At 69.8% G+C, this 23,896-nt stretch carries 23 protein-coding genes and 3 pseudogenes; 10 read left to right on the plus strand and 16 right to left on the minus strand.

What is annotated here, in order from left to right:
• Nucleotides 1–943: 943 nt before the first annotated feature.
• Nucleotides 944–1,660, minus strand: a complete 717-nt coding sequence (locus tag ACIQ7D_RS36615) for a GntR family transcriptional regulator (RefSeq protein WP_403945480.1) — start codon at nucleotides 1,658–1,660, stop codon at nucleotides 944–946.
• A gap of 55 nt (nucleotides 1,661–1,715) precedes the next feature.
• On the opposite strand from ACIQ7D_RS36615, the gene ACIQ7D_RS36620 reads away from it, so the two are divergent.
• Nucleotides 1,716–2,537 (plus strand): class I SAM-dependent methyltransferase, encoded by an 822-nt coding sequence (locus ACIQ7D_RS36620; protein WP_403945443.1) that lies wholly within the window; start codon nucleotides 1,716–1,718, stop codon nucleotides 2,535–2,537.
• A 587-nt stretch (nucleotides 2,538–3,124) separates the two neighbouring features.
• On the opposite strand, the gene ACIQ7D_RS36625 is transcribed toward ACIQ7D_RS36620, so the two are convergent.
• Together ACIQ7D_RS36625 and ACIQ7D_RS36630 are read right to left on the minus strand one after the other, a co-directional pair.
• Nucleotides 3,125–3,217: an integrase gene (locus ACIQ7D_RS36625; protein WP_403945444.1), complete on the minus strand. Its 93-nt coding sequence runs from the start codon at nucleotides 3,215–3,217 to the stop codon at nucleotides 3,125–3,127.
• Between the two features lie 23 nt (nucleotides 3,218–3,240).
• A pseudogene (locus tag ACIQ7D_RS36630) lies at nucleotides 3,241–3,435 on the minus strand (site-specific integrase); the annotation flags it as partial.
• 449 nt (nucleotides 3,436–3,884) lie between these two features.
• Between ACIQ7D_RS36630 and ACIQ7D_RS36635 the strand changes: the two are divergent.
• A complete protein-coding gene (locus ACIQ7D_RS36635) occupies nucleotides 3,885–4,541 on the plus strand; it encodes a sigma-70 family RNA polymerase sigma factor (protein ID WP_403945445.1) in 657 nt (218 codons plus the stop codon).
• A gap of 162 nt (nucleotides 4,542–4,703) precedes the next feature.
• Complete coding sequence (locus ACIQ7D_RS36640) at nucleotides 4,704–5,027, plus strand: hypothetical protein (protein WP_403945447.1); 324 nt, start codon at nucleotides 4,704–4,706, stop codon at nucleotides 5,025–5,027.
• A 62-nt stretch (nucleotides 5,028–5,089) separates the two neighbouring features.
• Here ACIQ7D_RS36640 and ACIQ7D_RS36645 read toward each other — a convergent pair whose 3' ends face one another.
• The gene (locus ACIQ7D_RS36645) at nucleotides 5,090–6,013 is read right to left on the minus strand and encodes an alpha/beta fold hydrolase (RefSeq protein ID WP_403945450.1); all 924 of its coding nucleotides are present in this window, start codon (nucleotides 6,011–6,013) and stop codon (nucleotides 5,090–5,092) included.
• Nucleotides 6,014–6,021: 8 nt separating this feature from the next.
• A complete protein-coding gene (locus tag ACIQ7D_RS36650) occupies nucleotides 6,022–6,690 on the minus strand; it encodes a TetR/AcrR family transcriptional regulator (RefSeq protein WP_403945453.1) in 669 nt (222 codons plus the stop codon).
• Between the two features lie 175 nt (nucleotides 6,691–6,865).
• On the opposite strand from ACIQ7D_RS36650, the gene ACIQ7D_RS36655 reads away from it, so the two are divergent.
• Complete coding sequence (locus ACIQ7D_RS36655; RefSeq protein WP_403945455.1) at nucleotides 6,866–7,837, plus strand: zinc-binding dehydrogenase; 972 nt, start codon at nucleotides 6,866–6,868, stop codon at nucleotides 7,835–7,837.
• Between the two features lie 17 nt (nucleotides 7,838–7,854).
• On the opposite strand, the gene ACIQ7D_RS36660 is transcribed toward ACIQ7D_RS36655, so the two are convergent.
• The 4 genes from ACIQ7D_RS36660 to ACIQ7D_RS36675 form a co-directional block, all read right to left on the minus strand.
• Complete coding sequence (locus tag ACIQ7D_RS36660; protein ID WP_403945482.1) at nucleotides 7,855–10,257, minus strand: beta-glucosidase; 2,403 nt, start codon at nucleotides 10,255–10,257, stop codon at nucleotides 7,855–7,857.
• Nucleotides 10,258–10,355: 98 nt separating this feature from the next.
• A complete protein-coding gene (locus tag ACIQ7D_RS36665) occupies nucleotides 10,356–11,177 on the minus strand; it encodes a carbohydrate ABC transporter permease (RefSeq protein WP_403945484.1) in 822 nt (273 codons plus the stop codon).
• Nucleotides 11,178–11,188: 11 nt separating this feature from the next.
• Nucleotides 11,189–12,148: a carbohydrate ABC transporter permease gene (locus ACIQ7D_RS36670; protein ID WP_403945486.1), complete on the minus strand. Its 960-nt coding sequence runs from the start codon at nucleotides 12,146–12,148 to the stop codon at nucleotides 11,189–11,191.
• Nucleotides 12,149–12,280: 132 nt separating this feature from the next.
• On the minus strand, nucleotides 12,281–13,591 hold the full coding sequence (locus ACIQ7D_RS36675) for an extracellular solute-binding protein (protein ID WP_403945457.1): 1,311 nt from the start codon (nucleotides 13,589–13,591) through the stop codon (nucleotides 12,281–12,283).
• A 172-nt stretch (nucleotides 13,592–13,763) separates the two neighbouring features.
• Between ACIQ7D_RS36675 and ACIQ7D_RS36680 the strand changes: the two genes are divergently transcribed.
• Both ACIQ7D_RS36680 and ACIQ7D_RS36685 read left to right on the plus strand, forming a co-directional pair.
• Nucleotides 13,764–14,813, plus strand: coding sequence for a LacI family DNA-binding transcriptional regulator (locus ACIQ7D_RS36680; protein WP_403945458.1), 1,050 nt, complete (start codon nucleotides 13,764–13,766; stop codon nucleotides 14,811–14,813).
• Nucleotides 14,814–14,900: 87 nt separating this feature from the next.
• A pseudogene (locus ACIQ7D_RS36685) lies at nucleotides 14,901–15,394 on the plus strand (LysR substrate-binding domain-containing protein); the annotation flags it as partial.
• On the opposite strand, the gene ACIQ7D_RS36690 reads toward ACIQ7D_RS36685, so the two are convergent.
• The 4 genes from ACIQ7D_RS36690 to ACIQ7D_RS36705 all read right to left on the minus strand — a co-directional run bounded on the left by ACIQ7D_RS36690 (nucleotide 15,388) and on the right by ACIQ7D_RS36705 (nucleotide 18,113).
• Complete coding sequence (locus ACIQ7D_RS36690) at nucleotides 15,388–15,582, minus strand: hypothetical protein (protein WP_403945488.1); 195 nt, start codon at nucleotides 15,580–15,582, stop codon at nucleotides 15,388–15,390. The pseudogene ACIQ7D_RS36685 and the gene ACIQ7D_RS36690 sit on opposite strands and share 7 nt — an antisense overlap.
• A 17-nt stretch (nucleotides 15,583–15,599) precedes the next feature.
• Nucleotides 15,600–16,001 (minus strand): PPOX class F420-dependent oxidoreductase, encoded by a 402-nt coding sequence (locus ACIQ7D_RS36695; protein ID WP_403945460.1) that lies wholly within the window; start codon nucleotides 15,999–16,001, stop codon nucleotides 15,600–15,602.
• Between the two features lie 59 nt (nucleotides 16,002–16,060).
• On the minus strand, nucleotides 16,061–17,218 hold the full coding sequence (locus ACIQ7D_RS36700; protein WP_403945462.1) for an epoxide hydrolase family protein: 1,158 nt from the start codon (nucleotides 17,216–17,218) through the stop codon (nucleotides 16,061–16,063).
• Between the two features lie 76 nt (nucleotides 17,219–17,294).
• On the minus strand, nucleotides 17,295–18,113 hold the full coding sequence (locus ACIQ7D_RS36705; RefSeq protein WP_403945464.1) for a PadR family transcriptional regulator: 819 nt from the start codon (nucleotides 18,111–18,113) through the stop codon (nucleotides 17,295–17,297).
• On the opposite strand from ACIQ7D_RS36705, the pseudogene ACIQ7D_RS36710 reads away from it, so the two are divergent.
• The 4 genes and pseudogenes from ACIQ7D_RS36710 to ACIQ7D_RS36725 all read left to right on the plus strand — a co-directional run.
• A pseudogene (locus ACIQ7D_RS36710) lies at nucleotides 18,111–18,304 on the plus strand (Scr1 family TA system antitoxin-like transcriptional regulator); the annotation flags it as partial. The gene ACIQ7D_RS36705 and the pseudogene ACIQ7D_RS36710 overlap by 3 nt on opposite strands.
• Complete coding sequence (locus ACIQ7D_RS36715) at nucleotides 18,301–18,486, plus strand: DUF397 domain-containing protein (protein ID WP_403945465.1); 186 nt, start codon at nucleotides 18,301–18,303, stop codon at nucleotides 18,484–18,486. The pseudogene ACIQ7D_RS36710 and the gene ACIQ7D_RS36715, both read left to right, overlap by 4 nt.
• Nucleotides 18,487–18,638: 152 nt before the next feature.
• Nucleotides 18,639–18,866 (plus strand): DUF2277 domain-containing protein, encoded by a 228-nt coding sequence (locus ACIQ7D_RS36720; RefSeq protein ID WP_403945468.1) that lies wholly within the window; start codon nucleotides 18,639–18,641, stop codon nucleotides 18,864–18,866.
• A gap of 152 nt (nucleotides 18,867–19,018) precedes the next feature.
• Nucleotides 19,019–20,038, plus strand: coding sequence for an epoxide hydrolase family protein (locus ACIQ7D_RS36725; protein ID WP_403945470.1), 1,020 nt, complete (start codon nucleotides 19,019–19,021; stop codon nucleotides 20,036–20,038).
• A gap of 76 nt (nucleotides 20,039–20,114) precedes the next feature.
• Here the strand turns inward: ACIQ7D_RS36725 and ACIQ7D_RS36730 are convergent, their stop codons facing one another.
• The 3 genes from ACIQ7D_RS36730 to ACIQ7D_RS36740 all read right to left on the minus strand — a co-directional run bounded on the left by ACIQ7D_RS36730 (nucleotide 20,115) and on the right by ACIQ7D_RS36740 (nucleotide 23,583).
• Nucleotides 20,115–20,771, minus strand: coding sequence for a DedA family protein (locus ACIQ7D_RS36730; RefSeq protein WP_403945473.1), 657 nt, complete (start codon nucleotides 20,769–20,771; stop codon nucleotides 20,115–20,117).
• 227 nt (nucleotides 20,772–20,998) lie between these two features.
• Entirely contained in the window at nucleotides 20,999–21,445 is a 447-nt protein-coding gene (locus tag ACIQ7D_RS36735) for a DoxX family protein (protein WP_403945476.1), read from the minus strand.
• Between the two features lie 89 nt (nucleotides 21,446–21,534).
• Entirely contained in the window at nucleotides 21,535–23,583 is a 2,049-nt protein-coding gene (locus ACIQ7D_RS36740) for an FAD/NAD(P)-binding protein (protein WP_403945478.1), read from the minus strand.
• Between the last annotated feature and the right edge of the window lie 313 nt (nucleotides 23,584–23,896).

Consider the following 23,896-nt stretch of genomic DNA (forward strand, 5'->3'; position numbering starts at 1 on the left):
CGCCGCACAGCCAGCACTCAGGAAACTCCGGCTCACCCGCGTTGAACGCGGCGATCAGGGCCGACTCCAGCGGATCGGGGCGAGGCTTCATCGGCCACCACGCGCCCGAACGTCGTCCTCACTGCGCTTGTTCTGACCAGCGTTCTTCTTGCTCAGCGCCACGCGCTCAGCGTCTGTCAGACTGGTGATCACAGGTACCTCCCGGGGTGCCTGTACTGCGCCGTCCGGAGTGTCCGCTCCGGGCGGCGCGCCTGTTGGTACCGGTGGATTCCGGCTCCCCTCAGCCCCGCCCGTACAGCGCCGCATGGAGCGGGACTGGACGGGCGAGGGAGGCAACCGGCCCCGCGACAGCCGCGGGAATCACGGTCCGATCAGGCGGCCGTACCTCTCGGCCACCGACGCCGGAGGGCGTGGTCACCCGCGCCGGTCCAGCGCGGACAACGCCCTACGTAGTCGCTTGTTCATGACGCCTCCTTCGCTGCGGTTACTGAGGGGCGCTTGCTCGGTTCTCGTGTTCGCTCGGCGCTGCTCGATCCGGGGAGATCCGAAATCCCGGACGTCTGAGATGGCAGCTTCAAGGTGTGCCGAGCGGTTCTTTCGAGTCGGTGGCGTGTCCCCCATTTGGGGTGTTGGGCCCCGGTGTGACGGGGGCCCCTTCTCGGCCGACTGGTCTCCACTCGCCTCGGCCGGAACGGGCACGGCCGCCGTACTGCGGTGGATCACTCTGTGGAGTTGTGGCGTGACGGAATAGCCCTCTCCGAAAGTTCCGGATCGGGCGATGGCCACACCAAGAGACTGGACCGGTGGACCGGTCCAGTCAAGCGACGAAATCCCCAGGTGCCGTGTCACCTCGCAAGGGGGTGCAGGTGGGAGCCGGTTTCAGGGCAACGAAAAAAACTGAACCGGTAGACCGGTCCAGTCGTCTTGGGTGCCCGTCGCCCACCTACATCGCGTAGGTGTCCACCTGCTCGAAGAGCGAGGAGGGCGTGACGCCTTCCTCGCAGACCAGTGGCCGCCCGTGATCGTCATACGCTGTGTGCAGCAGGACGGCTACCGGCGCGTCCGGGGGCACTCCCAGGCGGTCCGCCTCTGTCTCCGTAGCGAGGCGCACCGTGGTGACATCCACTCCCTCGGCCGGCGCGCGTCCAGTCTGGCGCCGGACGTAGCGCGTCGTGCCCTCGGCAATCGCGGTGGTGTCGGCGAGGCGCGGTGATGCCTGTGCGATCTCCGGGGGGAACCATGCCTCGACGCAACTGTTCGGCGTTCCGTCCGGGAGCTGGAGGACGCGAACACGCCGAAGCGCCTTCGTCCCAGGGGGAAGTCCGAGCGCGGCGGCGACGTGGGCAGGGGGTTCCGCCCAGTCGGGCGTGCCGACACGCAGAAACGGCATCCCGCCCAGGATGCGCGCTGACCCCGCACGGCGAGCGCCGGCCGGGCGTGCCACGGGTGTCTCCGTGACGACGAATCCAGTTCCCTGCTTGGCCACGACCACGCCGTCGTTGCGCAGCACGTCGACGGCCTTGATAGCGGTGGCTCGTGACACATCCCACTGCTCGGCCAGCTCGCGACCCGACGGGATCGTCTCTCCGGGGACGATCTCACCAGCGGCAATGCGTGCGCGCAGGGACTCCGCGATCTCTTCGTACTTCAGGACAGCCATGGTTTCCCCTATTCCCGCGCTGGACTGGTCCACCGGTACACACGATACTGCGACCATGTCGAATCTCGAATTGGCTCCCTCCGTGATGCGGTTCTATGCCGAGATGGTCAACGAGGACAGCCGCCTGCGCGGCTCGGCAGACGGCCGGATGGAACTGGTCAGGACTAAGGAACTCCTGCGACGCTTTTTGCCCCCCGCGCCCGCACGCGTGCTTGATGTGGGCGGGGGGACCGGAATTCATGCTGAGTGGCTCGTGAAGGACGGTTACGACGTTGCTCTGGTTGATCCAGTGCCTCGTCATGTTGAGGCTGCGTTGGCGGTGTGCCCGGCGACCGTAGGGGACGCGCGTGCCCTGCCCGAGCCGGACGACAGCTTCGATGTAGTGCAGCTCCTCGGGCCGCTCTACCACCTGCCCGACCCCGCCGACCGGCAACGGGCGCTGGCCGAAGCCTCCCGCGTTGCCAAGCCCGGTGGACTGGTCGCCGCCGCCGCGATCAATCGCTATGCGTCGCTCTTCGAGCACGTTACGTACGCCCACCTGCACACCGAGCGTATCCATGAGTCCGTTTCCAAGATCCTGGAGACGGCTGTCTATGACGGTGCGCGGGGGTTCACTCTGTCGTACTTCCATCGGGCCGAAGAGCTTGCGACGGAGCTGACCGCCTCTGGGCTGAATGACGTACAGGTCTTTGGCGTCGAAGGGCCTGCCTGGTCGCTGGTGAAGGCGGCGGAGCAGCAGCCGGGTGAAGGCCCCACGGATGAGTTGATCGCCTCAGCCATGGACGCGGCCCGCATGGCAGAGCCATACCCGGAACTTCTCGCAGCCAGCTCGCACCTTTTGGCTGTTGGCACGGTCCCGGCTGGCAGCGTCGACTGACGGACGGCGGGTGCTCGGAGGTTTGGCCAGTCCACGACGCTGGTGGTGTCGGAAGTCTGGGTGACTAGGCCATCCTCCCTGCCTCGGGCGTAGTGTTCGGACATGGCCATGGGAGACCGGCAGCGCCGCGACGGGGCCGCGAAACGCGTCCAGTTGACCAGTGGAGATCACGGCGGCCCGAAGGATAGAAGGCCCGTAAGTCGAGAGCGGCGAAGCCCGACGGGGCTCAACGGAGGGCTGCCGCTGCGAGGGAGTGGAAGAAGTTGTTCGCGCGCCTGGATGAGGTGCGGCAACGGGAGGCCCGGCGACAAGAGCGCCCGAAGTAAGGCAACTTCCGTCCTCGAAGCGCCAGGTAATGACGGCAACGATTGACGGCAACGTCCCCGCATGGCCGCGTATCCCAGATGGCTGTGACAGCGGTCCGTGTCGGTGCGAGAGCCCTCGAAGCCATGGCCTCACTGTCGGTAAGGCGAACTTACAAAGCAGATGTCGGCGGTTCGAAACCGTCCGCGCCCACCAGTGCGAAGGCTCCCAACCCATCATGGTTGGGGGCCTTCGACATCCATTTCTGACATCAACGCGCACGGTCACTCGCGGCCGGAGCGCCTCGTGGGTGTCCGGTCCAGGTGGCTGACGGCCTCGGGCTGCGTGTCCTGGACGACGTGGGCGTAGATGTTCATCGTGACCGCGATCTGACTGCGCTCAGCGACCAGGGCGAGAGGTCGCGTGCCTCCACCGACGGCGGTTCGACCAGAGCCGCGGCGTTGCGCATGATCAGTTCTTCGCGGCAGGCGGCCGTCAGAGCTGTCCGCGGAGCGCGGTGAGACTCCTTGGCGGTGGCGGGAGTTGTCGCCTTCTCCAGCCGTACGAGGAACCGGCCGACGTCGGTGACGCCCAGCCCGGCAGCCACCGAAGAAGCCTGGGACCGGCTCTACGAGGGCCGCGTCAAGACCAGGAAGGAGCTCCTCGCGTCAGAGCCGTGCACCGTGACGGTCACCCAGTCCGGCACCCGCATCACATGGACTGCCCACCCCGTGCTCTTCCTGCCCCCGGGACACTCCTCGGTCAGGTCCTTCCGGACCGGGTGAGCCGAGCGGCCGCCGCCCGGCCTGGGGCCCCACGAGGAGAGTGCGCTGCGGATCTCGGCGGCGGCCCGTTCAGCGTGCTGCCGCGGGTCCTGCCGCGCCAGGTCCAGAAGCCGGCCTCCGGTGACGCCTGCCGGCCACGGAGATCAGTCGAGATCAAATGCCCCTCGCGGCAGTGCAGCTGACGGCATAACAGGGCGCGAGGCCGTTGTCCGGTCCGTCGCGTGGACAGGCCGGAGGACACGACAGAAAGGACGCGCCCATGAAGAACGCACCCGAGGTGCGGGGGCCGACGGGCGGAGAGGGGTCTGTCTCCGCCGTCCCCCACTCAACGGTGCCCCGGCAGGACCGGCGGCCCGCCGGGGCGGGCCGCCGCCGGAGCGGGCTGACGGAGGAGCAGGTGGCGGAACTCCTGCGGCTGAAGCCGATGCTGGAGTCGATGGTTCTCGGCAAGCGGCTCGGACGCGATCTGGAGGACATCGTCCAGACCTGCGTGGTCAAGCTGGTCGCCCGCTGGTCGGACCCGGGCTTCACGCTCGACCGGCAGGACGGTGGCCGGGCCTTCGCCGCGAAGGTCATGTCCGGTGTCATCGCCGATGTCTGCCGTGCGTACGACCGCGACAAGTCGTTTCCCACGGACGAGATTCCCGACCGTGAGCCGTCCGTCCCGGAGACCAGCGCGTACTTCGAGGTCCAGGCCGTCGAGGCGGTCGACGGGCTGCTGCGGCAGGCGCTGCCGGACGAGGGCGGGATGTACGAGGTCGGACGGCTGTCGATCGTGAAAGGACTCAACCAGACCGAGATCAGCCGGTATCTGGAGATCGACCGGCAGACCGTGAAGCGCCGCCTGGACAAGGTCAGAGGGCTCCTCGCCGCGTACCGGGCGACGATCCACGACGAGCTCGGAGACGTCAGCTAGAGCTCTTCTCGGGATCACGGGCGGGGGCCCGTGATCCCAGGTTGGGTCCTAGAGGCCCGAACGGCAACGGGAAAAGAAGTCGCAACGCAAGAGGAAGGCGCCCGGGGACGGCAGTCCCGGGGCGCGCCGCTCACCATCCGATCTGGAGGAAGAGGGAAGTTAATGGGAGACATGCACGATCTGCTCCAAGAGAGGGCACGCGCGAGCCGGGCGCGCCTTCTGGAGCTGCACGGCGGGATCGCCCCGGACGCCTGGGAGTCGCTTCTCGACCGTGTTGAGGACGAGTTGTCGAGGGAGGGGGAGAAGAAGGAAGAAGCGAGGCGCGACGGAGACAGCGGCGGCGCCGGCGACGAGGACAAGGGGGACGTACGGAGCGTGACCGGGCAGAGCGGGGGGTCTGCCCGGTACGCCACCGTGGGGACACTCGTCGCCGCAGCCGTCGGACTCCTGCGGTACGGGGCCGTCCACCGTCCGGCGTCCGCGTGACCGGAGCGCTTGTTCGCGGCCCCTCCACTCCCGCGGGAGTGGAGGGGCCGCGGCGCGCCATATCAGTGGTGGACCGGGAGTTCCGTACCTGTCGGAGGTGCGCCCGTGCCCGCCAGGTCGAGCCCTTCGGGCGCGTCCAGGAGCGCGGCGAGTTCACCGAGGAGGCGCGCCGCCGGTGCCGGGGCGACCAGCCACTTCAGATGGCTGCCCGCCAGCGTGCGGACGTCGTACGGGTTGTCCGGTGTCAGCTCGTCGCCCTCGCGGATCAGCCGGTCCTGAAGGGCGAGGGGCAGGCTGGTGTCATCGGTCAGGCGGACATAGGTCTTCGGGATACGGCCCCAGGTCGCGGCCTGCGCCCGGTCGGCGGAGGTGCCGGCGTCCAGGCTCTCGTCGGGCTGGAAGGTGTTCAGGAAGGCCAGGAACTCCTGGTCGGTGCCGTCGGCGAGGAAGGCCGCCTTGAACGCCGCGAGGGCGGTCGGGTCGGCGGTGCGGAAGTTGGTGCGGAGCAGGCCGAGTTCGGCCGGGTTCCCGGCCATCGCCGCGGCCAGGGAGGCGGTGTCGACCGTGGCCATCTCCGGCTCGGCGTAGTAGGCGCCGGCGTCGAGGGCGACCGGGCACCAGGCCGACACGTAGACGAGGCGGTCGATCAGCTCGGGCCGGGCGTTGGCCGCGGCGGTGGCCGTGATGCCGCCACGGCTGTGGGAGACGAGGATCACCGGGCCGTTCCGCCTGGCCCGTTCCAGGATCCCGATGAGGTACGCGGCGTTGTCGGCCAGTGTGGCGCCCCGGATCGAGCCGGGCGCGGTGGCGAGCGCTTCGGGATCCTGGGGTGCCTGGTAGGCGCGCGGGAAGTCCGCCGCGAACCCGTGGCCCGGCAGGTCGACGGCGACCGAACGGTGCCCGAGGAGGCCGAGTTCGGCCTGGAGCGGTGCGAAGGAGAAGGAGTTCGCGAAGGCTCCGTGGACGAGTACGAACGTCGGTTGCATCGGGCGGCTCACTTTCTGGACCCCGCCGGGGCGGTGGCCCGTACGCTCTCGTGTGGTGGCGCGGCTGCCATGCGGACCGCGGGCGGCAGCTGCGAGCGTTCGGTGGAGGTCTGGAACGCCTGGATCATGAGGGCGGCGAACCGCCGCGAAGCACTGACGTGGGCGGCCGCCGACGCGGCGCGGATGCCCCTGTTGGTCAGGAGGACGAGGACCAGGTCGTCCAGGACGAAGTCGGCGCGCAGGTGCCCGGTGCCCTTGGCACGGTCGGCCAGTTCGGCGAGCGAACGCAGCATGGACGCGCGACTCGCGGCGAACTCGGTCGTCCTGGGGAGGCCCGACAGGAAGGCTTCGGTGAACCCCTGGTTGTGCGCGTGCAGTTCACAGGTTTTCTCGATCACCCGGCAAAAGCCCCGCCACGGGTCCGGGTCGGCCAGCCCCTCCTCGACGATCGCGTGGCAGGCGCGTACCTCTTCCGCGAATGCCTCGGCCACCAGGGTCTGCTTGGTCGGGAAACGGCGGTACAGCGTGGCGGGGCCGATACCGGCGCGCCGGGCGATCTCCCGCATCGGGACGTTCAGACCTTCGGCCGCGAACAGGGCGCGGGCCGCGGAGAGGATGCGGGCGCGGTTGTCCAGGGCGTCGGCGCGCAGGGGCGGGTGAGGCAAACGGTCCGTCATCGCTCTCACTTTAGCCAGGCGGGCACAGGCGTCCACTAGCGTCCGAAGGCGTACGGCGACGGGCATACCGGGCCGGTCCCAGGCCGGTCCCGCGCCGACTCCGGCCGGTCCTGGCCGCCCCCGGCCGGTCGATCCCAGGACGATCCGCGGGCAATCCCAGAGCACAGGAGACGGCATGAAGGCAGTAGCGATCCGCGCGTTCGGAAGCCCCGACGGCCTGGAGGTCATCGAGACCTCCGCCCCGGCCCCCGCCGCCGGACAGGTGCTGATCGCCTCGGAGGCGATCGGTGTCAGCGGCGCCGACGTGCTGATCCGGAGCGGTGCCCTCGGTGACTACGGCTTCCAGGAGGGCCATGTCCCCGGCAGCGAGGTGGCGGGCACGGTGACCGCCGTCGGTGAGGGCGTCGACGCGTCGTGGACCGGCCGGCGCGTGTGGGCCTTCACCGGGGTGGGCGGTGGTTACGTCGAGCAGGTGACGGCACAGGTCGCGGGGGTCCTTCCGCTCCCGGAGGCTCTGTCCTCGGTCGACGCGATGACGCTCGGGTCCTCGGGCCCGGTCGCCCACTTCGGGCTCGCCCATGCCCGCTTCACCGCCGGCGAGTCGGTGCTGGTGCGCGGCGCGGCCGGCAGCATCGGGATCATGACGGTCCAGCTCGCGGCCCGGGGCGGTGCGAGCGCGGTGGCGGTGACGGCCTCGTCGGCCGAGCGCGGGGACCGCCTGCGCGCACTCGGCGCGACCCATGTGCTGGACCGCTCCGGCGAGACGGCCGAGGGCGCCGAGGGCGCCCCCGAGGGCTTCGACGTCATCATCGACATCGTCGCGGGCCGGGACCTGCCCTCCTTCCTCGCCAGGCTCAACCCGAACGGCCGCCTGGTGGCCGTCGGCGCCGTCGGAGGCATGCCGCCGGCGGACTTCGGCATGACGATGATGGCGGCGTTCCAGAAGTCGCTGTCGTTCGCCACCTTCAGCGCCGCCACCGTGGCCGAGGCCGACCTGCGCGCGGTACGGGCCGAACAGTTCGCGGCGGCGGGCCGCCGCGAACTGCGCACGGTGGTGCACGAACTGCTCCCGCTGGAGCAAGCCGCACAGGCGCACCGGAAGATGGACGCGGGCGAGGTGTTCGGCCGGATCGTGCTGATCCCGTAGCACGGGGCCGTAACGGATCACAGGGCGTCGTCCGGGGCCGGTGACGTGTGGACGGCGAACGTGGCGTGCAGGGCGCGCGTGTGGTCGACGTACCGTACGGGGCCGGTCAGGGTGAACCCGGCGGTGAGCCGTACGTCGGTGCTGGAGGCCGCCAACCGCAGTTCCACCGCGCCGGGTTCGACGATCCGGCGGCCGTCGCGGCCGGTGAAGGAGGCCAGATCGGCGGGGACGGTGACGCTGATCCTGGCCCGCTCGCCGGACTCCAGGGGGAGCCGTACGTAGCCGATGAGGCGCTGCGCGGGCTGGACGGCCGAGGCGACCGGGTCGTGCAGATAGAGCTGGACCACCTCCACGCCCGCGCGCCCGCCCGTGTTGGTGACGGTGAGGGACAGCTCCGCCGCGCCGTCCGTGGCCGGCCGGGGGTCGCCCGTCGTCAGGTCCGACCAGGTGAACGCCGTGTACGTCAGCCCGTGGCCGAAGCCGAAGGCCGGCGTCGGGTCGATGTTGGACACCTCGCTCGCGCGGGCCAGCGGCGCCGCGAGATACGTGGACGGCTGCGCCCCGGGCAGCCGGGGAACGCTCACCGGGAGGCGGCCCGAGGGGTTGATCCGGCCGCTGAGCACCCCCGCCACCGCCGGGGTGCCCTCCTGCCCGGGGAAGAACGCCTGGACGATCGCCCCGGCCTCCGTGACCGCCCGGCCCAGTACATACGGCCGCCCGGCGAGCAGGGTGACCACCACCCGGGTCCCGGTGCCGCGCACGGCGTCGAGCACCGCGTCCAGCAACCGGCCCTGGACGCCCGGCAGATCGAGGGTTTCCGCGTCGCAGCCCTCGCCGCTGGTGCCGCGCCCGAAGAGCCCCGCGCGGTCGCCGAGTGCGACGACCACGACATCGGCGGCGCGTGCCGCCCGTACCGCTTCCGTGAAGCCGTCGGAGGCGTCGGAGGCGTTGGAGCCGCCGGAGCCGTCGGAGCCGTCGGAGCCGTGGGAGGCGCCGGATTCCGAGGGGGCGGGGCCGTCGATACCCGTGGCCGCCACCGTGACGATCTCGCTCGCCGGGAACTCCGCCGCCAACGCCTCGCGCAGCGTGGGCAGTTCCACGCCCGCCGGGACCGCGGGATGCTGGGGGCCGACATGGACCGGGAAGGAGTAGCAGCCCAGCACGGCCGTCGCGGTCTCGGCCTGCGGGCCGATCAGCGCGATCCGCGCCGGGCCCGCGCTCCCGTCCTCCGTACGGCCGCCCAGCGGCAGCGTCCCGTCGTTGCGCAGCAGGATCACCGCGCGCTCCGCGAGCCTGCGCGCGATGTCGCGGTGCGCGGGGGAGTCCAGGGTGACCGTGCCGCGCAGCCGCTCCGTGTCCTCAAACTCGGCCCCCGCAAGGGCGGTTGGCCGCGCGCTCCACTCCGGGTCGAGCAGCCCGAGCCCGGCCTTCTGGGTCAGGACCCGGCGCACCGCGCGGTCCACGGCCTCCGGTGGCAGCCGTCCGTCGGCGATGGCGTCCCGCAGCGGCTGCCCGAAGGTCTTCACCGTGGGCAGTTCGACATCGACGCCCGCCGTCAGCGCGGCCGTCGCCGCCTGGGCCCAGTCGCCCGCGACCCCGTGCAGCGTCCTGAGGAAGGCGATCCCGAAGTAGTCCGCGACCACGGTCCCCTCGAACCCCCAGGTGTCCCTGAGGAGTTCGGTCAGCAGCCGCTCGTCCGCCGCGCACGGCACCCCGTCGATGTCGTTGTAGGCGGACATGACGGACCGTACGCCGCTCTCCCTTACGGCCATCTCGAAGGGCGGCAGCACCACATCGGCGAGCTCCCTGGGGCCCATGCCGACCGGCGCCAGATTGCGTCCGCCGCGCGAGGCCGAGTACCCCGCGAAGTGTTTCAGCGTCGCCACGATGCCCGCCGACTCCAGGCCCCGTACGTACGCCGTGGCGACCGTGCCGGTCAGATACGGGTCCTCGCCGATGGTCTCCTCGACCCGCCCCCAGCGCGCGTCGCGCACCACGTCGAGGACGGGCGCGAGGCCCTGGTGCAGCCCGACCGAGCGCATGTCGCGGCCGATCGCGGCCGCCATCTCCCGTACCAGCTCCGGATCGAAGGACGCGCCCCACGAGAGCGGGACGGGGTACGTGGTGGCGCCCCAGGCGGCGAAGCCCGCGAGGCATTCGTCATGGGCCATGGCGGGCACCCCGAAGCGGCCCGCCGCCACGACGCGTTCCTGTGTACGCATCAGGGACAGCGCGCCCAGCGCGGGATCCACCGGTACGGTGCCGAACGGGCGCGTCAACTGGCCCAGCCCGTGAGGGAGCAGGTCGGCGAGGGCGGGCGGGGCGTCCATGTCGTGCTGGTGCGGGGCGACTTCGGCCCCGTCGGCGGACGCGCCGGCCCACAGCCCGTAGAGCTGCGCCAGTTTCTCTTCCGTGGTCATGGCCGCGATCAGCTCCTCGACCCGGCGCGCCCGCGCCTCGGACAGGAGGGCGGACTGGGGCACGGCCGTGGTGTCGGTGTCGGTGCTCACGTTGTCGATCACTTTCCTCCGACCCCCATGAGCCCCTGGACCAGGGCTCGGCGGGCGAACAGGTAGACGAACAGGACGGGCAGCGTGGACAGCACCACGGCCGCCAGCAGGCCGGGGATGTCGACGCCGTGCTCGGTCTGGAAGTTGTACAGCCCGAGGGTGAGAACCTTGGTCTCCTCGGACTGCGTCAGCACGAGGGGGAAGAGAAAGCCGTTCCACGCCTGGAGGGCGGAGAACACCACGATCGTCGCCAGCCCGCCCCTGGAGAGCGGGACGACGAGTTGGAAGAAGACACGCCGGGTGGTCGCCCCATCGATGGCCATCGCCTCGAAGAGTTCGTTGGTGATGTCGCGCATCGTCCCGGTGAGGATCAGCGCGCAGACGGGCAGACAGAACGCGGCGGTCGGCAGGATGACCCCGATGAGGTTGTCGTACAGGCCCGCCTTGCTGATCGCGTAGAACATCGGGACGATCACCGCCTGGGCGGGGACGGCGAGCCCGAGCAGGAAGAGCCGGAAGATCCGTACGGTGCCCCGGCCCTGGTTCCGTACGATCGAGAAGGCCAGCGGGGGCACCAGCAGCAGCACGATCGCCACCACGCTCGCCGTGACGGCCACGGTGTTGAGGAAGTAGCGGCCGAAGCCGTTGGAGAAGTCCTGCGCGTAGTTGTCGAGGGAGAAGGAGCGCGGAAACGCGAGCGGCCCGTTCGCGCTGTACTCGGCGCGGCTCTGGACGGTCGCGCCGAGCATCACGTACAGCGGGAGGGCGATCAGCCCGAGCCACAGCACGGCGCCCAGGCCCGCGAGATAGTTCGGGCGGCCCTTGGTCACGGAACGGCCCCTCACATTCCCTCCTTCGTGCCGGCCATCTTGTCGTAGCCCGAGAGCCGCACCATGATCAGCGAGACCACCGTGGCGACCACGACCAGCAGCAGCGCGATGGCCGCGCTCTGACCGAAGTCGAACTCCCGGAACCCCTTCTGGTACATGTAGTAGGCACTGATGCTGGTGTCGGTGCCGGGGCCGCCCTGGGTCAGGATCAGTACGGTGTCGAAGGTGGTGAGCCCGCCGACCACCATCAGCACGACCGAGGTGATGATCGAGTTACGGAGCTGCGGCAGCGTGATGTGGAAGAACTGGCGCACCCGCCCGGCCCCGTCGATCGCCGCCGCCTGGTAGAGCACCTGCGGGACCGACCGCGCCGCGCCCTGGTGGATCAGCGCGTGGAACGGTGTGAACTGCCATGTGGCCACGGACACCAGCACACAGATCGCCCCGGTCCGGGTCCCCAGCAGATTGCCGTCGCCGAAGAGCCACTTCGCCTCCGCCGGTACCCCGAAGTTGGGGTCGAGCAGCGCCCGCCACAGCACGGAGATGGCCGTGGCGGAGAGCAGCAGCGGTACGAAGAAGATCGCGGAGAGCACCGCCCGGTTGCGCTGCCGCCCGGCCGCCCAGACCCCGAGCAGAATCGACAGGGGGGTCTGGGTGACCACACCGAGCCCGGTGAGCAGGACGCTCAGCCACAGGCTCTTGATCATCACCGGGTCGTGGACCAGCGCGGTCCAGTTGTCGAACCCCGCGAAGCGGGGCGCCGCGAGCCCGTTCCACTCGGCGAACGAGAGGACCGCGACCAGCACCAGCGGGACCATCGCGAACAGGCCGAAGAAGACGGCGGCGGGCAGCGCCCAGAGCAGCCCGGGCCTGGCCACCGTATGCCCGGCGGGTCCCCGGCCCGGCGAGGACCGGGCGCCTCTCCGCTTTCCTGGGGGTGCGCTCTTCACCGGGTCGGTGAGAGTAACCATGTCGGCCATGTCGGACGTCGCTCTCCATCGGTGATCGGTCGTTTGATCGGGCGGTGATCGGTTGTAGACCGGTCGTGGGCCGGTCGTGGCCGGTCGGTGATCAGGAGGGGGCAGGCGCTGTTCAGGGGGCGATCAGTCGGTGGACAGGGCCTGCATGGCCTTGACGAAGCCGTCGGCGTCCATCGAGCCGTTGAAGAACTCCTGGACGGCCTGCATCATCGGGGCGTCCGCCGCCGGCGGGTACGCCTGGTTCCACGAGAGCTGGAACGAGGGCGCCTTGCTGACCAGGCCGAACTGGTACTTCAGATACGCCGGGTTGTCCGCCGAGTCCAGGAACTTCTCGGTGTTCGTGGTGGTCGGCAGGTTGCCGATGGCGAGCTGCGCCTTGACGAACTCGTCCGAGTACATGAGCTTCAGGAACTCGGCTATCGCGTCCGCGTGCTCGGTCTTCTTCAGCACCGAGTAGAAGTTGTTGGTGTTGCCGACGATGTCCGCCGGATCGCCCTTGCCGCCCGTGACCGTCGGGAACGAGGTGTAGCCCAGGTCGTTCTTGGCGAAGTCGGGGTTGACGTCCCGCTGGGTCGAGTACACCCACGAACCCATCAGCTCGAACCCGGCCTTGCCGGCCGCGACCAGGGCCGGGGAGCCGCCGTCGGTGAACTTCACCGAGTCGTAGTTCGTGCCGAACGCGCCCGCGTCGACCAGCTCCTTCAGCATGCCCAGCGCCCTCTTGCTGTCGGCGCTCTCCCAGACCTTCTTGTCGCCGGCCAGCGCCTCCTTGAAGAGACCCGGGCCCGCCACCCGGTCGTACAGGTACTCGAACCACATCAGCGTCGGCCACTTGTCCCCGCCGCCCAGCGCGATCGGTGTGACGCCCTTCGCCTTGAGCCGCGCGACCGCGCCGAGCAGTTCGTCCCAGGTCTTCGGCGCCTCGACGCCCGCGTCCGCGAGCACCTTCTTGTTGTGAAAGAGCAGCACCGGCTGTGTGCCGCGCATGGGGACGCCGTACGCCTTGCCGTCGATCTCCGCCGTGTTGTACACGGACGGCAGGAAGTTCGACTTGAGCCCCGGGTCCTTCGCCACCAGATCGTCCAGCGGCAGCAGCAGGCCCGACTTCACGAAGGGCTGGATGGAACCGCCGCCCCAGTTGAAGAAGACATCGGGCGCCTTCGGGGTACTGATGAGGGTCTGGAGCTTCTTCTGGTAGTCGGCGCCGGGGACGGTGTCCAGGACCGCCTTGACCTTCGAGGTTTTGTTGAACGTCTCGATGATCTGCTTCTCCACCTTGTTGGTGGCGTCGCCGTAGACCAGTACGTGGAACTCCCCGGCGCCGCCCGAGGAGCTGCCACCGCCGCCGCAGGCCGTGAGGCCCAGGCTCAGGACGAGCGCCGCGCCACCGGCGACCGTCCGGGAGAACCGTGCGCGAGTCGTGCGAGTCTTCATCGCCTTCATCGGTGCCTTCATCGGTCGACCTCTCGAAAGTATCGGCCACATCGCCGAAAGTATCTGGCGTGTGACCGTAGGACTCCTCTCCGGAGCGGTCAACAGTGCGGTCAGCACGCGGCCAAACCGTTACCGATTTCCGGCCGACATCCGGTGCCTTATCCTTCGGTCCATGCGAGATGAGACGAGTGCAGGCCGGGTCACCCTGGCTCAGGTGGCTTCGCAAGCCGGGGTTTCTCTTTCGACAGTTTCGAAAGTGCTCAATGGGCGCCCTGATGTCTCCGCACCCACCCGTGGCAAGGTCGAGGAGCTGCTGGAGGCCCATGGCTACCGCCGCTCCGCCCCCACCGCCCCCGAGGCCCCGCTCATCGAGATCGTCTTCCACGAACTGGACAGCACCTGGGCGATGGAGCTGATCAGGGGCGTCCAGAACGTCGCCAAGGAGACCGGGCTGAGCGTCGTCCTCACCGAGACCGGCACCCGGCACTCCCCCGGCGCCGACTGGGTCGAGGGCGTCCTGCGGCGCCGGCCGCTCGGCGTCGTCCTGGTCTTCTCCACGCTCCCCGACGACCTCAAGAAGAAGCTGTGGTCGCGGGCCATCCCCTTCGTGATCATCGACCCGGCCGGCGACCCGGAGCCCGATGTGCCGTCCGTCGGCTCCGCCAACTGGGCCGGCGGCCTCGCCGCCACCCGCCACCTGCTCGACCTCGGCCACCGCAGGATCGCCGTCATCACCGGCCCCGAGGACGTGCTCTGCTCCCTGGCACGGCTCGACGGCTTCCGCTCGGCCATGGGCATGGCGGGCGTCGAGGCCGATCCGGCGCTGGTGCGCTTCGGCGACTTCCATGTCCGCGCCGGTCACGCGCACGCCGTGGAACTCCTCCAGGGCCCCGACCGGCCCACGGCGATCTTCGCGGGCAGCGACCTCCAGGCGCTCGGCGTGCTGGAGGCGGCGCGGGTGCTCGGCCTGCGGGTCCCGCAGGACTTCTCGCTGGTGGGGTACGACGACATCCCGCTGGCCCAGTGGTCGAGCCCCGCGCTCACCACCGTCCACCAGCCGCTGGTGGAGATGGCGGAGGAGGCGGCCCGGATGCTGCTCCGGCTGCGCCGCGCCGACCAGGGGCAGGGCGACCAGGCCGGCCAGGCGGAGCAGGCGGACACCCGTATCGAGTTCGGTACGCGGCTGGTCGTACGGGACAGCACGGCGCGGCCACCGCGATAGCCGCCGTTACCGAGCGTTTTCCAACCTCAGGGTGACGCGTGGTGAAGGACGAGGACGGCCTTCACCATGTCGGTGATCCGGACAGGTGTCGAGGTCCGCATCCGCGAGACCGACCTGACCGATCCGACCCGCGGACTGCGCGCCGGACTGGTCGACGTCGCTCTGACCCGTGGGCCGTTCGACGAGACAGGTCCGACAGTGCACGAGCTGCGTGTCGACCCAGTCGGCGCGGTGCTGCGCGCCGATGATCCATTGGCCCGCCGCGACCGCCTGAAGGTGGCCGACCTGGCGGACATGCGCTGGTTCCAGTTCCCGGACGGCACGGATCCGATCCGGCATTCGTACGGGAACGGCGGGGAGCCGCGCGAGGGTCCGGTGGTACGCGCTGTCCAGGAGTGCCTGCAGGCCGTGCTCTGGAACGGAACAGTCGGCATTGCCCCGTTCGGGCACGACCTGCCCGGGGAGCTGGTGTGGTGCCGCTGATCGACATTGCGCCGAGCCGCGTGGTAGCGGCGTGGAACGAGGGTGACCCGAATCCGCTGGTCCGGTCGTTCGCTCAGATCGCCACAGTCGCTTACCGGGCTGAGCGTTCCGCGGCCGGCGAAGATCCTTGCGGACACAGTTCCTCGAACGTGCGGGACCGGCCGTCGGTCTGGCTGCCGTCGGCGAGCGCTCTCCAGTACGTGCCGACGTTCCAGTGGGCCGGGGGCTGGTCCGGCGCCCAGACATAGGGGCGGGCGGTGCCGGCGCTGTGGGGGAAGCTGGCCATAACGGTCCCTTTGGTCTTTAGTGCATGGGGGAATGGATGATGGAGTCGACGGTGATGGTCAGCAGGAGCCGGGTCTGGCCCGGGCCGCCGTACGAGGCGTAGGAGTGGCCTGTGTACTTCTGGGCGAGGTGTTCGATGCTCTCGGCGGCGCCGTCGGTCGTGGCGCTGGTGACGCGTCCCCGTACGGAGAAGTAGCGGGAGGTGTCATCGGGGTCGGCGATGCTGACGGCCACACGGGGGTCGCGTTGAACGTTTTTGGTTTTGCGGTAGCCCTCGACGGTGTTGATGAGGATGTGTTCACCATCGGTGTCGACCCAGGTCTGGGTGAGCTGGGGCGAGCCGTCCGGCATGGTGGTGGCGATGAAGCAGGGGCTGGGCCGGCTCAGCAGTTTGAGGAGTTCGTCGGGCAGGGGTGTCATGAGGTATCGCCCTTCTCGGGGGAAGCTGTCGGTGGGAGGTGCCGATGCCGGCGGTGCGCTCAGCGCAAGGAACGGAAGGTGGTGCGGACTTCGTCAACGAAGAGTGCCGGTTGTTCCAGGGCTGCGAAGTGCCCGCCCGCCTCAAGCTCGTTGAAGTGGACGACGTCGCTGTAGCGGCGTTCCACCCAGCGCTGGGACTTCCGGACGTGCTCCTTCGGGAACATGCTGAATCCGGTAGGCAGTGCGATCGGTGCGGCGGTGTTCGGCGCGGAGGGCCGTGCCGACCGTGCCATTTCCCAGTAGGTCCGCGCAGAGGACGTCCCGGTGTTGGGGAGCCAATAGAGCATGATGTCGTCGAGCAGCTCGTCCAGGGTGAATGATGCTTCCGCGTCCCCCGGCGTGCCGCAGGTGTCCTGGAACATCGCGTAGATCCAGGCAGCCAGGCCGATGGGGGACTCCGCGAGGGAGTAGCCGATGGTCTGAGGGCGGGTTGCCTGCTCCTTGGCGTAGCCCGAGAGGTTCTCCCAGAAGTAGGCGGCGCTGTCGAGCATTGCCTGCTCATGCTCGGTGGCGTCCCGGATCTCGTCGGGCGTTGGCGGGAACATGGCGAAGTTGAGGTGCAGCCCGACGCATCCGTCGGGGGCCTTGCGGCCGATCTCGTCGGTGACCGCGCATCCGAGATCGCCGCCCTGGGCGCCCCATCGCCGGTAGCCGAGCCGGTCCATCAGCGTGATCCAGGCATCGGCGACCCGGGGGAATCCCCAGCCGGGTTCCGTAGGCCGGTCGGAGAACCCGAATCCCGGCAGCGACGGCACCACGAGATGGAAGGCGTCCCGTGGGTCACCGCCGTGGGTCGCGGGATCGGTCAGTGGGCCGATGACCTTGTGGAAATCGAGGACGGAGCTGGGCCATCCGTGGGTCATGACCAGCGGCAGGGCGTCCGGCTCAGGCGAGCGCACATGGAGGAAGTGAATGCCCAGACCATCGATGATGGTGCGGGACTGGCCGAAGCCGTTGAGGGTCTTCTCGCACCGCCGCCAGTCGTAGGCGTTGAGCCAGTAGTCGTGCAGCGCGCGGAGTTTCGCCAGCTGGGGTCCCTGGCTGGTGTCCAGAACGGTCTCCGGATCGGGCCACCGGGTGCGGGAAAGCCGCTCACGCAGGTCGGTCAGCTGTTCTTCCGGCACGGACAGGGTGAAGGGTTCGATGAGTTCGGGCATGGGGCGTGCTCCTTACCGGCAGTGCCGCGCCGACTGCGGCGCGGGTGGATTCACGAGGGGGGCGGAATCCGGTGGTTCAGAGGGTGTCGGGCTGACGGGTCCGTTCATCGGTGACAATCTCGGGCACCGCGTTCAGGACCTCCTGGAGCCAGGCGATCTCGGCGCGCAGCCTGTGCGCACTGTGACTGACCGCTAGTGCCTCGCTCACCGTCAGGTAGCCGCCGTCGATGGCGTTGGCATTCAGCGCCTCGGTGTCCGAGAGCATGGAGGCGAGTTCATCCAGCCGGGATGCGATCACCGTGTGGAGCTCGTCCAGCTTCTCCGGGTCCAGGCGGGTGAGGGCCAGGTCGAACGGGTCCGGCTTCATCCAGATGTAGCGCAGACTCTCAAACTGGAGTTCCTTGAGACGCAGCCGCCCTTCACCGGTGATGCCGTACACCTGACGCTCGGGCAGATTGCCCTCCTTCTCGGTCCTGACCTCTTCGAGCAAGCCCTCAGCCAGCAGGCGCTTGATCGCCTGGTACAGGCTGCCCACGGACACGTCCGTCCACAGGTGCAGATGTTCCCGCTCGGCCTGGAGGCGCACCCTGTGCCCGTGCATCTCGCCGTTCCTCGCGAACGTGTCGAGGATGAACAACCTGATCGATGACATACGAGTACTCTTGCATGAGTACTCGTCCATAGGCAACCGGCCGATGTGCTGAACGTCGGCTCCGGGAGCGACCGCGTCGAGGTCACGAACGGGATTCATCGCCGAGCTCACCGCCGTGACCGAACAGTGAGGGATTTCCGGCATCCCGATGCTGACCGCAAGTTGGACGCCCTGCGCAACGACAAAGCTCCTGGTGGACGGGTTCTCGACCAAGATCACCCGTGCCTGCCAGGAGCTTCGCATGGGCCTGTGCAGCTTCTGGAGACGCCGGAGCGTCGGCGCCTCGCGTACTCGGAGGGCAGCCGAACGGGCGCCTGATTGGCGACGTGAAAGAGGTGAGCCTCCTCTGTCAGTGCTATGTCACACTGCGCTCGCAGGCCCTGAACCCCCAAGACTCGCGGGGTCTGTTGGAGCGACTCCGAGGAGGGCTATGAGCACGACGGAACTCGCCTGGTTCAAGTCCGGCTACAGCGGTACCCAGGGCGACAGTTGTGTAGAGATCGCCGTCACCGAACAGGCCATTTGCGTACGGGACTCCAAGGACGTGGCACGCCCGCACTTCGCGGTCGGGCGGGACGGTTGGGCGTCGTTCGTACGGTACGCCGCGCACGGCTGAGCCCTTGGGCCGGCCCGGCGCTACGGCGGTAGAACCTCAGCCGGCCTCGGGCCGGGGGCCCTACGACTGGTCACACCCTCAGCACCTGAGCTGACGGGCTTGGGGCGCGTGCTCTACGACCTGCCCTGAGCGACCGGGTCCACACTGGAGGCATGTGCCGAAGCATCAAGACCCTCCGCCCGCCCGTACTCCCCGAAGAGGCCACCGAGGAGGACATCCGCGCCGCCGCGCTCCAGTACGTGCGCAAGGTCTCCGGCTTCCGTGCCCCGGCCGCCCACAACCGGGAGGTCTTCGACCGGGCCGTCGACGAGATCGCCGGGGCGACCGCACGGCTGCTCCAGGACCTGGAGGTACGGGGCGCCGCCCGCGCGGCGTCCTGACCGCCTCCGGCGGCCGAGCCCCGGACCTTCCCCGTGCCCGTGGTGACGACGAGCCGCCCGGCGATGTCGCGCGGCGATGTCGCGCGGGCCCACCGACCGGCCATGCGACCGGCCGGCGGTACCGCTTTCCCCGTCCAGTGAGGACCCCTGCCATGACCGGCCCGCACGCCTTCCCCCTGGAGCCCACCCCGATCCACGTGTCCGACGAGGTCCTCGACGACCTGAGCGCCCTTCTGGCATCGACCCGTCCGCCGCTGGACGAGGGGAACGAGGACTGGTCCTACGGCGTCCCGGACAGCTATCTCCGGGAACTGGTCGCCTACTGGCGGGACGGCTACGACTGGCGCGCGGCCGAGGCCGCCATCAACGCCTACGAGCACTACCAGGTGAGCGTCGCCGGTGTCCCGGTGCACTTCCTGCGCAAGCCGGGCCGCGGCCCCCGCCCGATCCCGTTGATCCTCACCCACGGCTGGCCGTGGACGTTCTGGCACTGGTCGAAGGTGATCGACCCGCTGGCCGACCCGGCCGCGTTCGGCGCCGACCCCGCCGACGCGTTCGACGTCATCGTGCCGTCCCTGCCCGGCTTCGGTTTCCCCGGCCCGCTCACCGGCTTCCCGGACGTCAACTTCTGGAAGGTCTCCGACCTCTGGCACACCCTGATGACCGAGACCCTGGGATACGAGAAGTACGCGGCCGGGGGCTGCGACATCGGAGGGATCGTCTCCAGCCAGCTCGGCCACAAGTACGCCGACGAGCTGTACGGCATCCACATCGGTTCCGGGCTGCCGCTCGACTTCTTCAACGGCCCCCGCGCCTGGGACTTCGCCCGGAACCGGCCCCTCACCCACGCCACGATCTACTGGGTGAACAACTCCATCGCCACATCGATGCGTTACTACGCCAATGCCAACCGCTACCCCTGGGTCCCCGCCCACGACCGCACCCCGGTCGTGCGGGCCCCGGTCGGCCTCACCCTCGTCACGTACGAGAACCCGCCCGGCATCCACACCGCCGATGAACGCGTCCGGGCCTTCACGACCGGCCCGCAGGCCCGCTGGTTCCACCACGTCAACGTCAACGCCCACGACCACGGCGGCCACTTCATCCCCTGGGAGAACCCGGAGGCATGGGTGAGCGACCTGCGCCGCACCTTCCACGGCCGCAGACCCTGAACGGCCCCGCGCGCTCGCCCGGTGACCGGCGCGCGGGGCGCGCCGCCCCGAAGCCGGGATCCTGGCCGCCGGGCCCCTACGCGGTCGCCGGGCCTCCGCGCGGCCCTGGGCGGCGTATCACGTACGCGGCCAGCGAGCCCGCCGCGAACAGCGCCAGGACGGAGAGGGCCGCACCGACCCAGGACGAGCCGACCCACTGGGCGCCGAAGTAGCCGAGCCCCGCGCTGTATCCGGTCCAGGCCACGGCGGCCAGCGCCGACCAGGGCAGGAACTCCTTCACCTTGCGGTGCGCCGCGCCCGCGCCCAGGGAGACCACCGAGCGTCCCGCGGGCGCGAAGCGGGCGATGACCACCAGGACGCCGCCGCCCCCGCTGAGCGCGCTGCCGAGCCGTTCCTGCGCGGTGGTGAGCCGGCGGGAGCGGGCGATGGCCCGGCCGAGCCGGTCCCCGCCGCGCCGCCCGAGCCGGAAGGCGACCAGATCGCCGAGCACGGACGCGCTGAACGCACAGAGCATCAGCAGGATCAACGACGGTACTTCCTGCGGAACTTGAGCCACTTTTCCGGCCGCGCCCGCCACCGTCGCCGTGGTCGAACCCGCCGCCGCCGCGGTGGCGGCCGTGATCACCAGGACTCCGCTGGGCAGGACGGGCAGAAACACGTCCAGCAGTACGGAGAGGGCCACCACGGCGTAGATCCATGGGCTGCCGGTCAGCGACCCCAGACTCTCCAGCACTTTTCCGACTCCCCGCCCGTCCCGTGGCAGCGCCTCGATGTCGCATGGGTGGGCGGCAGCGGCTGCTGAGCCACACAGCGTACGCGTGTGCGGTACGCAGCGTTCGCCCGGGGCGGCATGTCGGCGCCCCGGACCCGTGGACGACGACGTGGTCGAACAGGGGTCCGGGGCGTCGGACCGGCATCAGGGGCGGGAGAGCCCGGTCGGGCGGCGGCTGGGGAGGCCGGTCAGGCGGCGACCGTCGTCCGCTCGTCGCGCTTCTCCGCCTCGGCGGCGGTGGCCGAACCCCGCGACGGAAGGAACCCGTCCAGGGCGAACGCGCCCGGGCCGGTGAAGACGATCAGCAGGAACGACCAGCAGAACATGGCGGCCAGCTCGCCGTTGTTCGCTATGGGGAACAGCCCCTCGGGCTGGTGGACCGTGAAGTACGCGTACGCCATGGCGCCGGAGGAGACGAGGGCGGCGGGGCGGGTGCCGAGACCCAGCAGCACCAGCGCACCGCCGACCAGCTCGATGGCGGCGGCGAACCAGCCGGGCCAGGTGCCGGCGGCGACCGTCTCGCGGGAGAAGGCGCCGAAGAGCGAACCGGCGCCGTGACAGGTGAAGAGGAGCCCGACGACCACGCGGAACAGCCCCAGGGCGTAGGGCTGCGCTGCGTTCAGACGTGTGTACATGGGGGGTTGTACTCCTTCGGTCGGGGTCTGGACCACAGAGTGGGGCGAGGTCTGGACCGACGAGTGACGTCCCGCAACGTTAGGCTGGCCTAATCTATGCTTGCAAGTTCAACATTCTGTCGGGGATCAATTCGCGTCGTGTATGACGCGCCGTCGCTGGTCGCGGCCCGGAGGATGGCACGTGCCACCGCGTCCGTGTCGGCGAGCATGACCGAGTCGACCCCGGGCCTGGCGCCCGCGGCGGTCACCCAGTGCACACCCTCCGTGGGCACACCGAGCGCGAATCTCCGGGGGTGCACGCCTCCTTGGCGATCTATCAGACGGTAGGGACGGCGTGTTACATCCATCCCACCCGTCTCGTAACCGTCGAGTGTGTGCGGCCGGCACTGCCCCGTCTTCAGCAGCCGCGAGAGCAGCGGATCACAGCTCCGCCTCAGATCCGGTTCCGGCAGGCGCGCCTCCACGAGCGTGGTCGCCCGTACGGCGGAGCCCGGTATGTCGGGGGACTCGGCCAGGAAGGCGCCGTCCGCCGTCCGTACGGCCATCCGCGGGCCGATCACATCCAGCACCCCCGCCTCGATCAGGGCGGCCATCTCCTCGATACGGCGACGGGGCGGCCCGATGGAGAGGAACGCGTTCAGCGGCGTGTACCAGCGGTCGAGGTGGTCGCGTCGGGAGACACCGGAGAGACCGGCGTGGTCCACGATCAGCCGCAGTTCGTTGCGGAGGTCGCGCAGCACGTCAAGCGCCGCCTTGACCGGACCCGCGACATTGCCGAGCGCCGCCTCGGCCGCGTCCTTGCGCAGATGTGCCAGGAGCCAGGCGCGGTGGTCCGCCGGGTCGCGGAAGGTCTCGTCGCCGTACGGACGGGAGATCCGCTCCCACGACCAGCGGTCGGCGACGGGGATCCCCGCCTCGTCCAGCACCGCGGCCTCCCGCGGGCTGCCGTGCGGCGCCGACAGGAACCGGTCCAGCGGCGAACCGGGGCCGCCGGCCGGCGCGTCGTAGGACGGCGGCCCGGAGGGGGACTGCCCGGGGACGGGCCACCCGAAGGACGCCGCGTAGAAGACGGCTTCCACCTCCTTGGCGACCAGCGGCCATATCTCCTGGAGGAAGTCCGGCGGGTCGCCCGCGTCCGCGCGCTTGCGGAACAGCGCGATCACATCCGGGGTCAGCATCAGCGGCCGGTGCCGGCCGGACGGCCCCTTCGCGTTGTCGCCGCGCGCCTGATGCGGCACCCCGCGCCGCGACCCGGCGTACAACTGCGGTTCGCGCCCCGACGGGTGGTATACGAGAACGCCGGCCGCGTCCCGCGCGAAGATGCCGCCGCGCCCGGCTGTCAGCAGCGCCATGTGGTCGAAGAAATTCAGCCCGAGTCCGCGCAGCAGCACCGGCTCGCCCGGGGCGATCCCGGACAGGTCCAGATCGGCCGGATTCGACGGCGGCAGATATCGCAGCCGGTGACGGGCTGCGAACTCCGCCAGCGTCGCCTGGATCTGACCGGAAACCACCGGTAGATGGCCCTGTGCGAGCACGACCGCACAGAGACCGGAAATCGTCGTGCCATCGTCGAGCGTGAGACTCTGCGTCGGCCGGTACGGAGCGCGCGCACCGGGCACACCGGTCACAACGGGTGAAACGTGCGGGACGGCCGGTTCCGCCCGGTCGAAGGCCCCCGCGTCGGCGTCGTCATCCAGTCGCACGGCGCGCGCCCGGTGCACCACCACCGTCACCGAGCCCGGCGCCCCCTCCACCGTCGTACGGAACGCCCACTCCAGATAGCGCCCGTAGGCGGCCCGGCTCGGATAGTCGTCGGGTTCCAGCCGCTCGGCGGGCCGGTCCGCCGCCCACTCGAACAGGCTGGGCCCCGGACGTATCGGCCCCTCGCACTCCACGCTCGCGTCGGTGAAGACGGTCACCTGCGAGGCCACCGTGTTCATCAGCAGCTCGGCGGGCTGATCGGTACGCCAGACCAGGCCCGCGCCGGGTGGCGCGGGGTCGACGAGATGCACCGTCAGTTCCACGTCCGGCGCCAGTTCGGGCACGGACGCGCAGAGTCTCTCCAGGACGGAGGTGCCACGGGGACCGACGCCGACGACGGCGAGAGAACGGTGCGGGGACTGCCGTACATCGGACAAAGCTGTGACTCCCGGGGCATGGGGGCTGCTGGAAGCGGATGGTCCGCATCATCATGCCGTTGCTGTGTGGTGAGTTCGAACCCTTGGGCGAAGGATCACGTCGTGTGGGAATGATCACGCGAAGATTACTCCAACGCCAACGGGCGGATAGTGTGGGGAATTTGAAGGGATGTTGCGGAGGCCGCGCATCTCGGGCGTTCTGTCGTGCATCTCGGGGGCTCTAAGAAGTCATCTCATTTGGGCGACTCGGTATTCTGTGAGTCATGGTGGGGATCGTTGAGCGGCTGGTGCCGGATGAGTTGTGGGAGTTGTT

The sequence above is a fragment of the Streptomyces sp. NPDC096310 genome (genome assembly GCF_044763125.1).
In the GTDB taxonomy this organism is placed as follows: Bacteria; Actinomycetota; Actinomycetes; order Streptomycetales; family Streptomycetaceae; genus Streptomyces.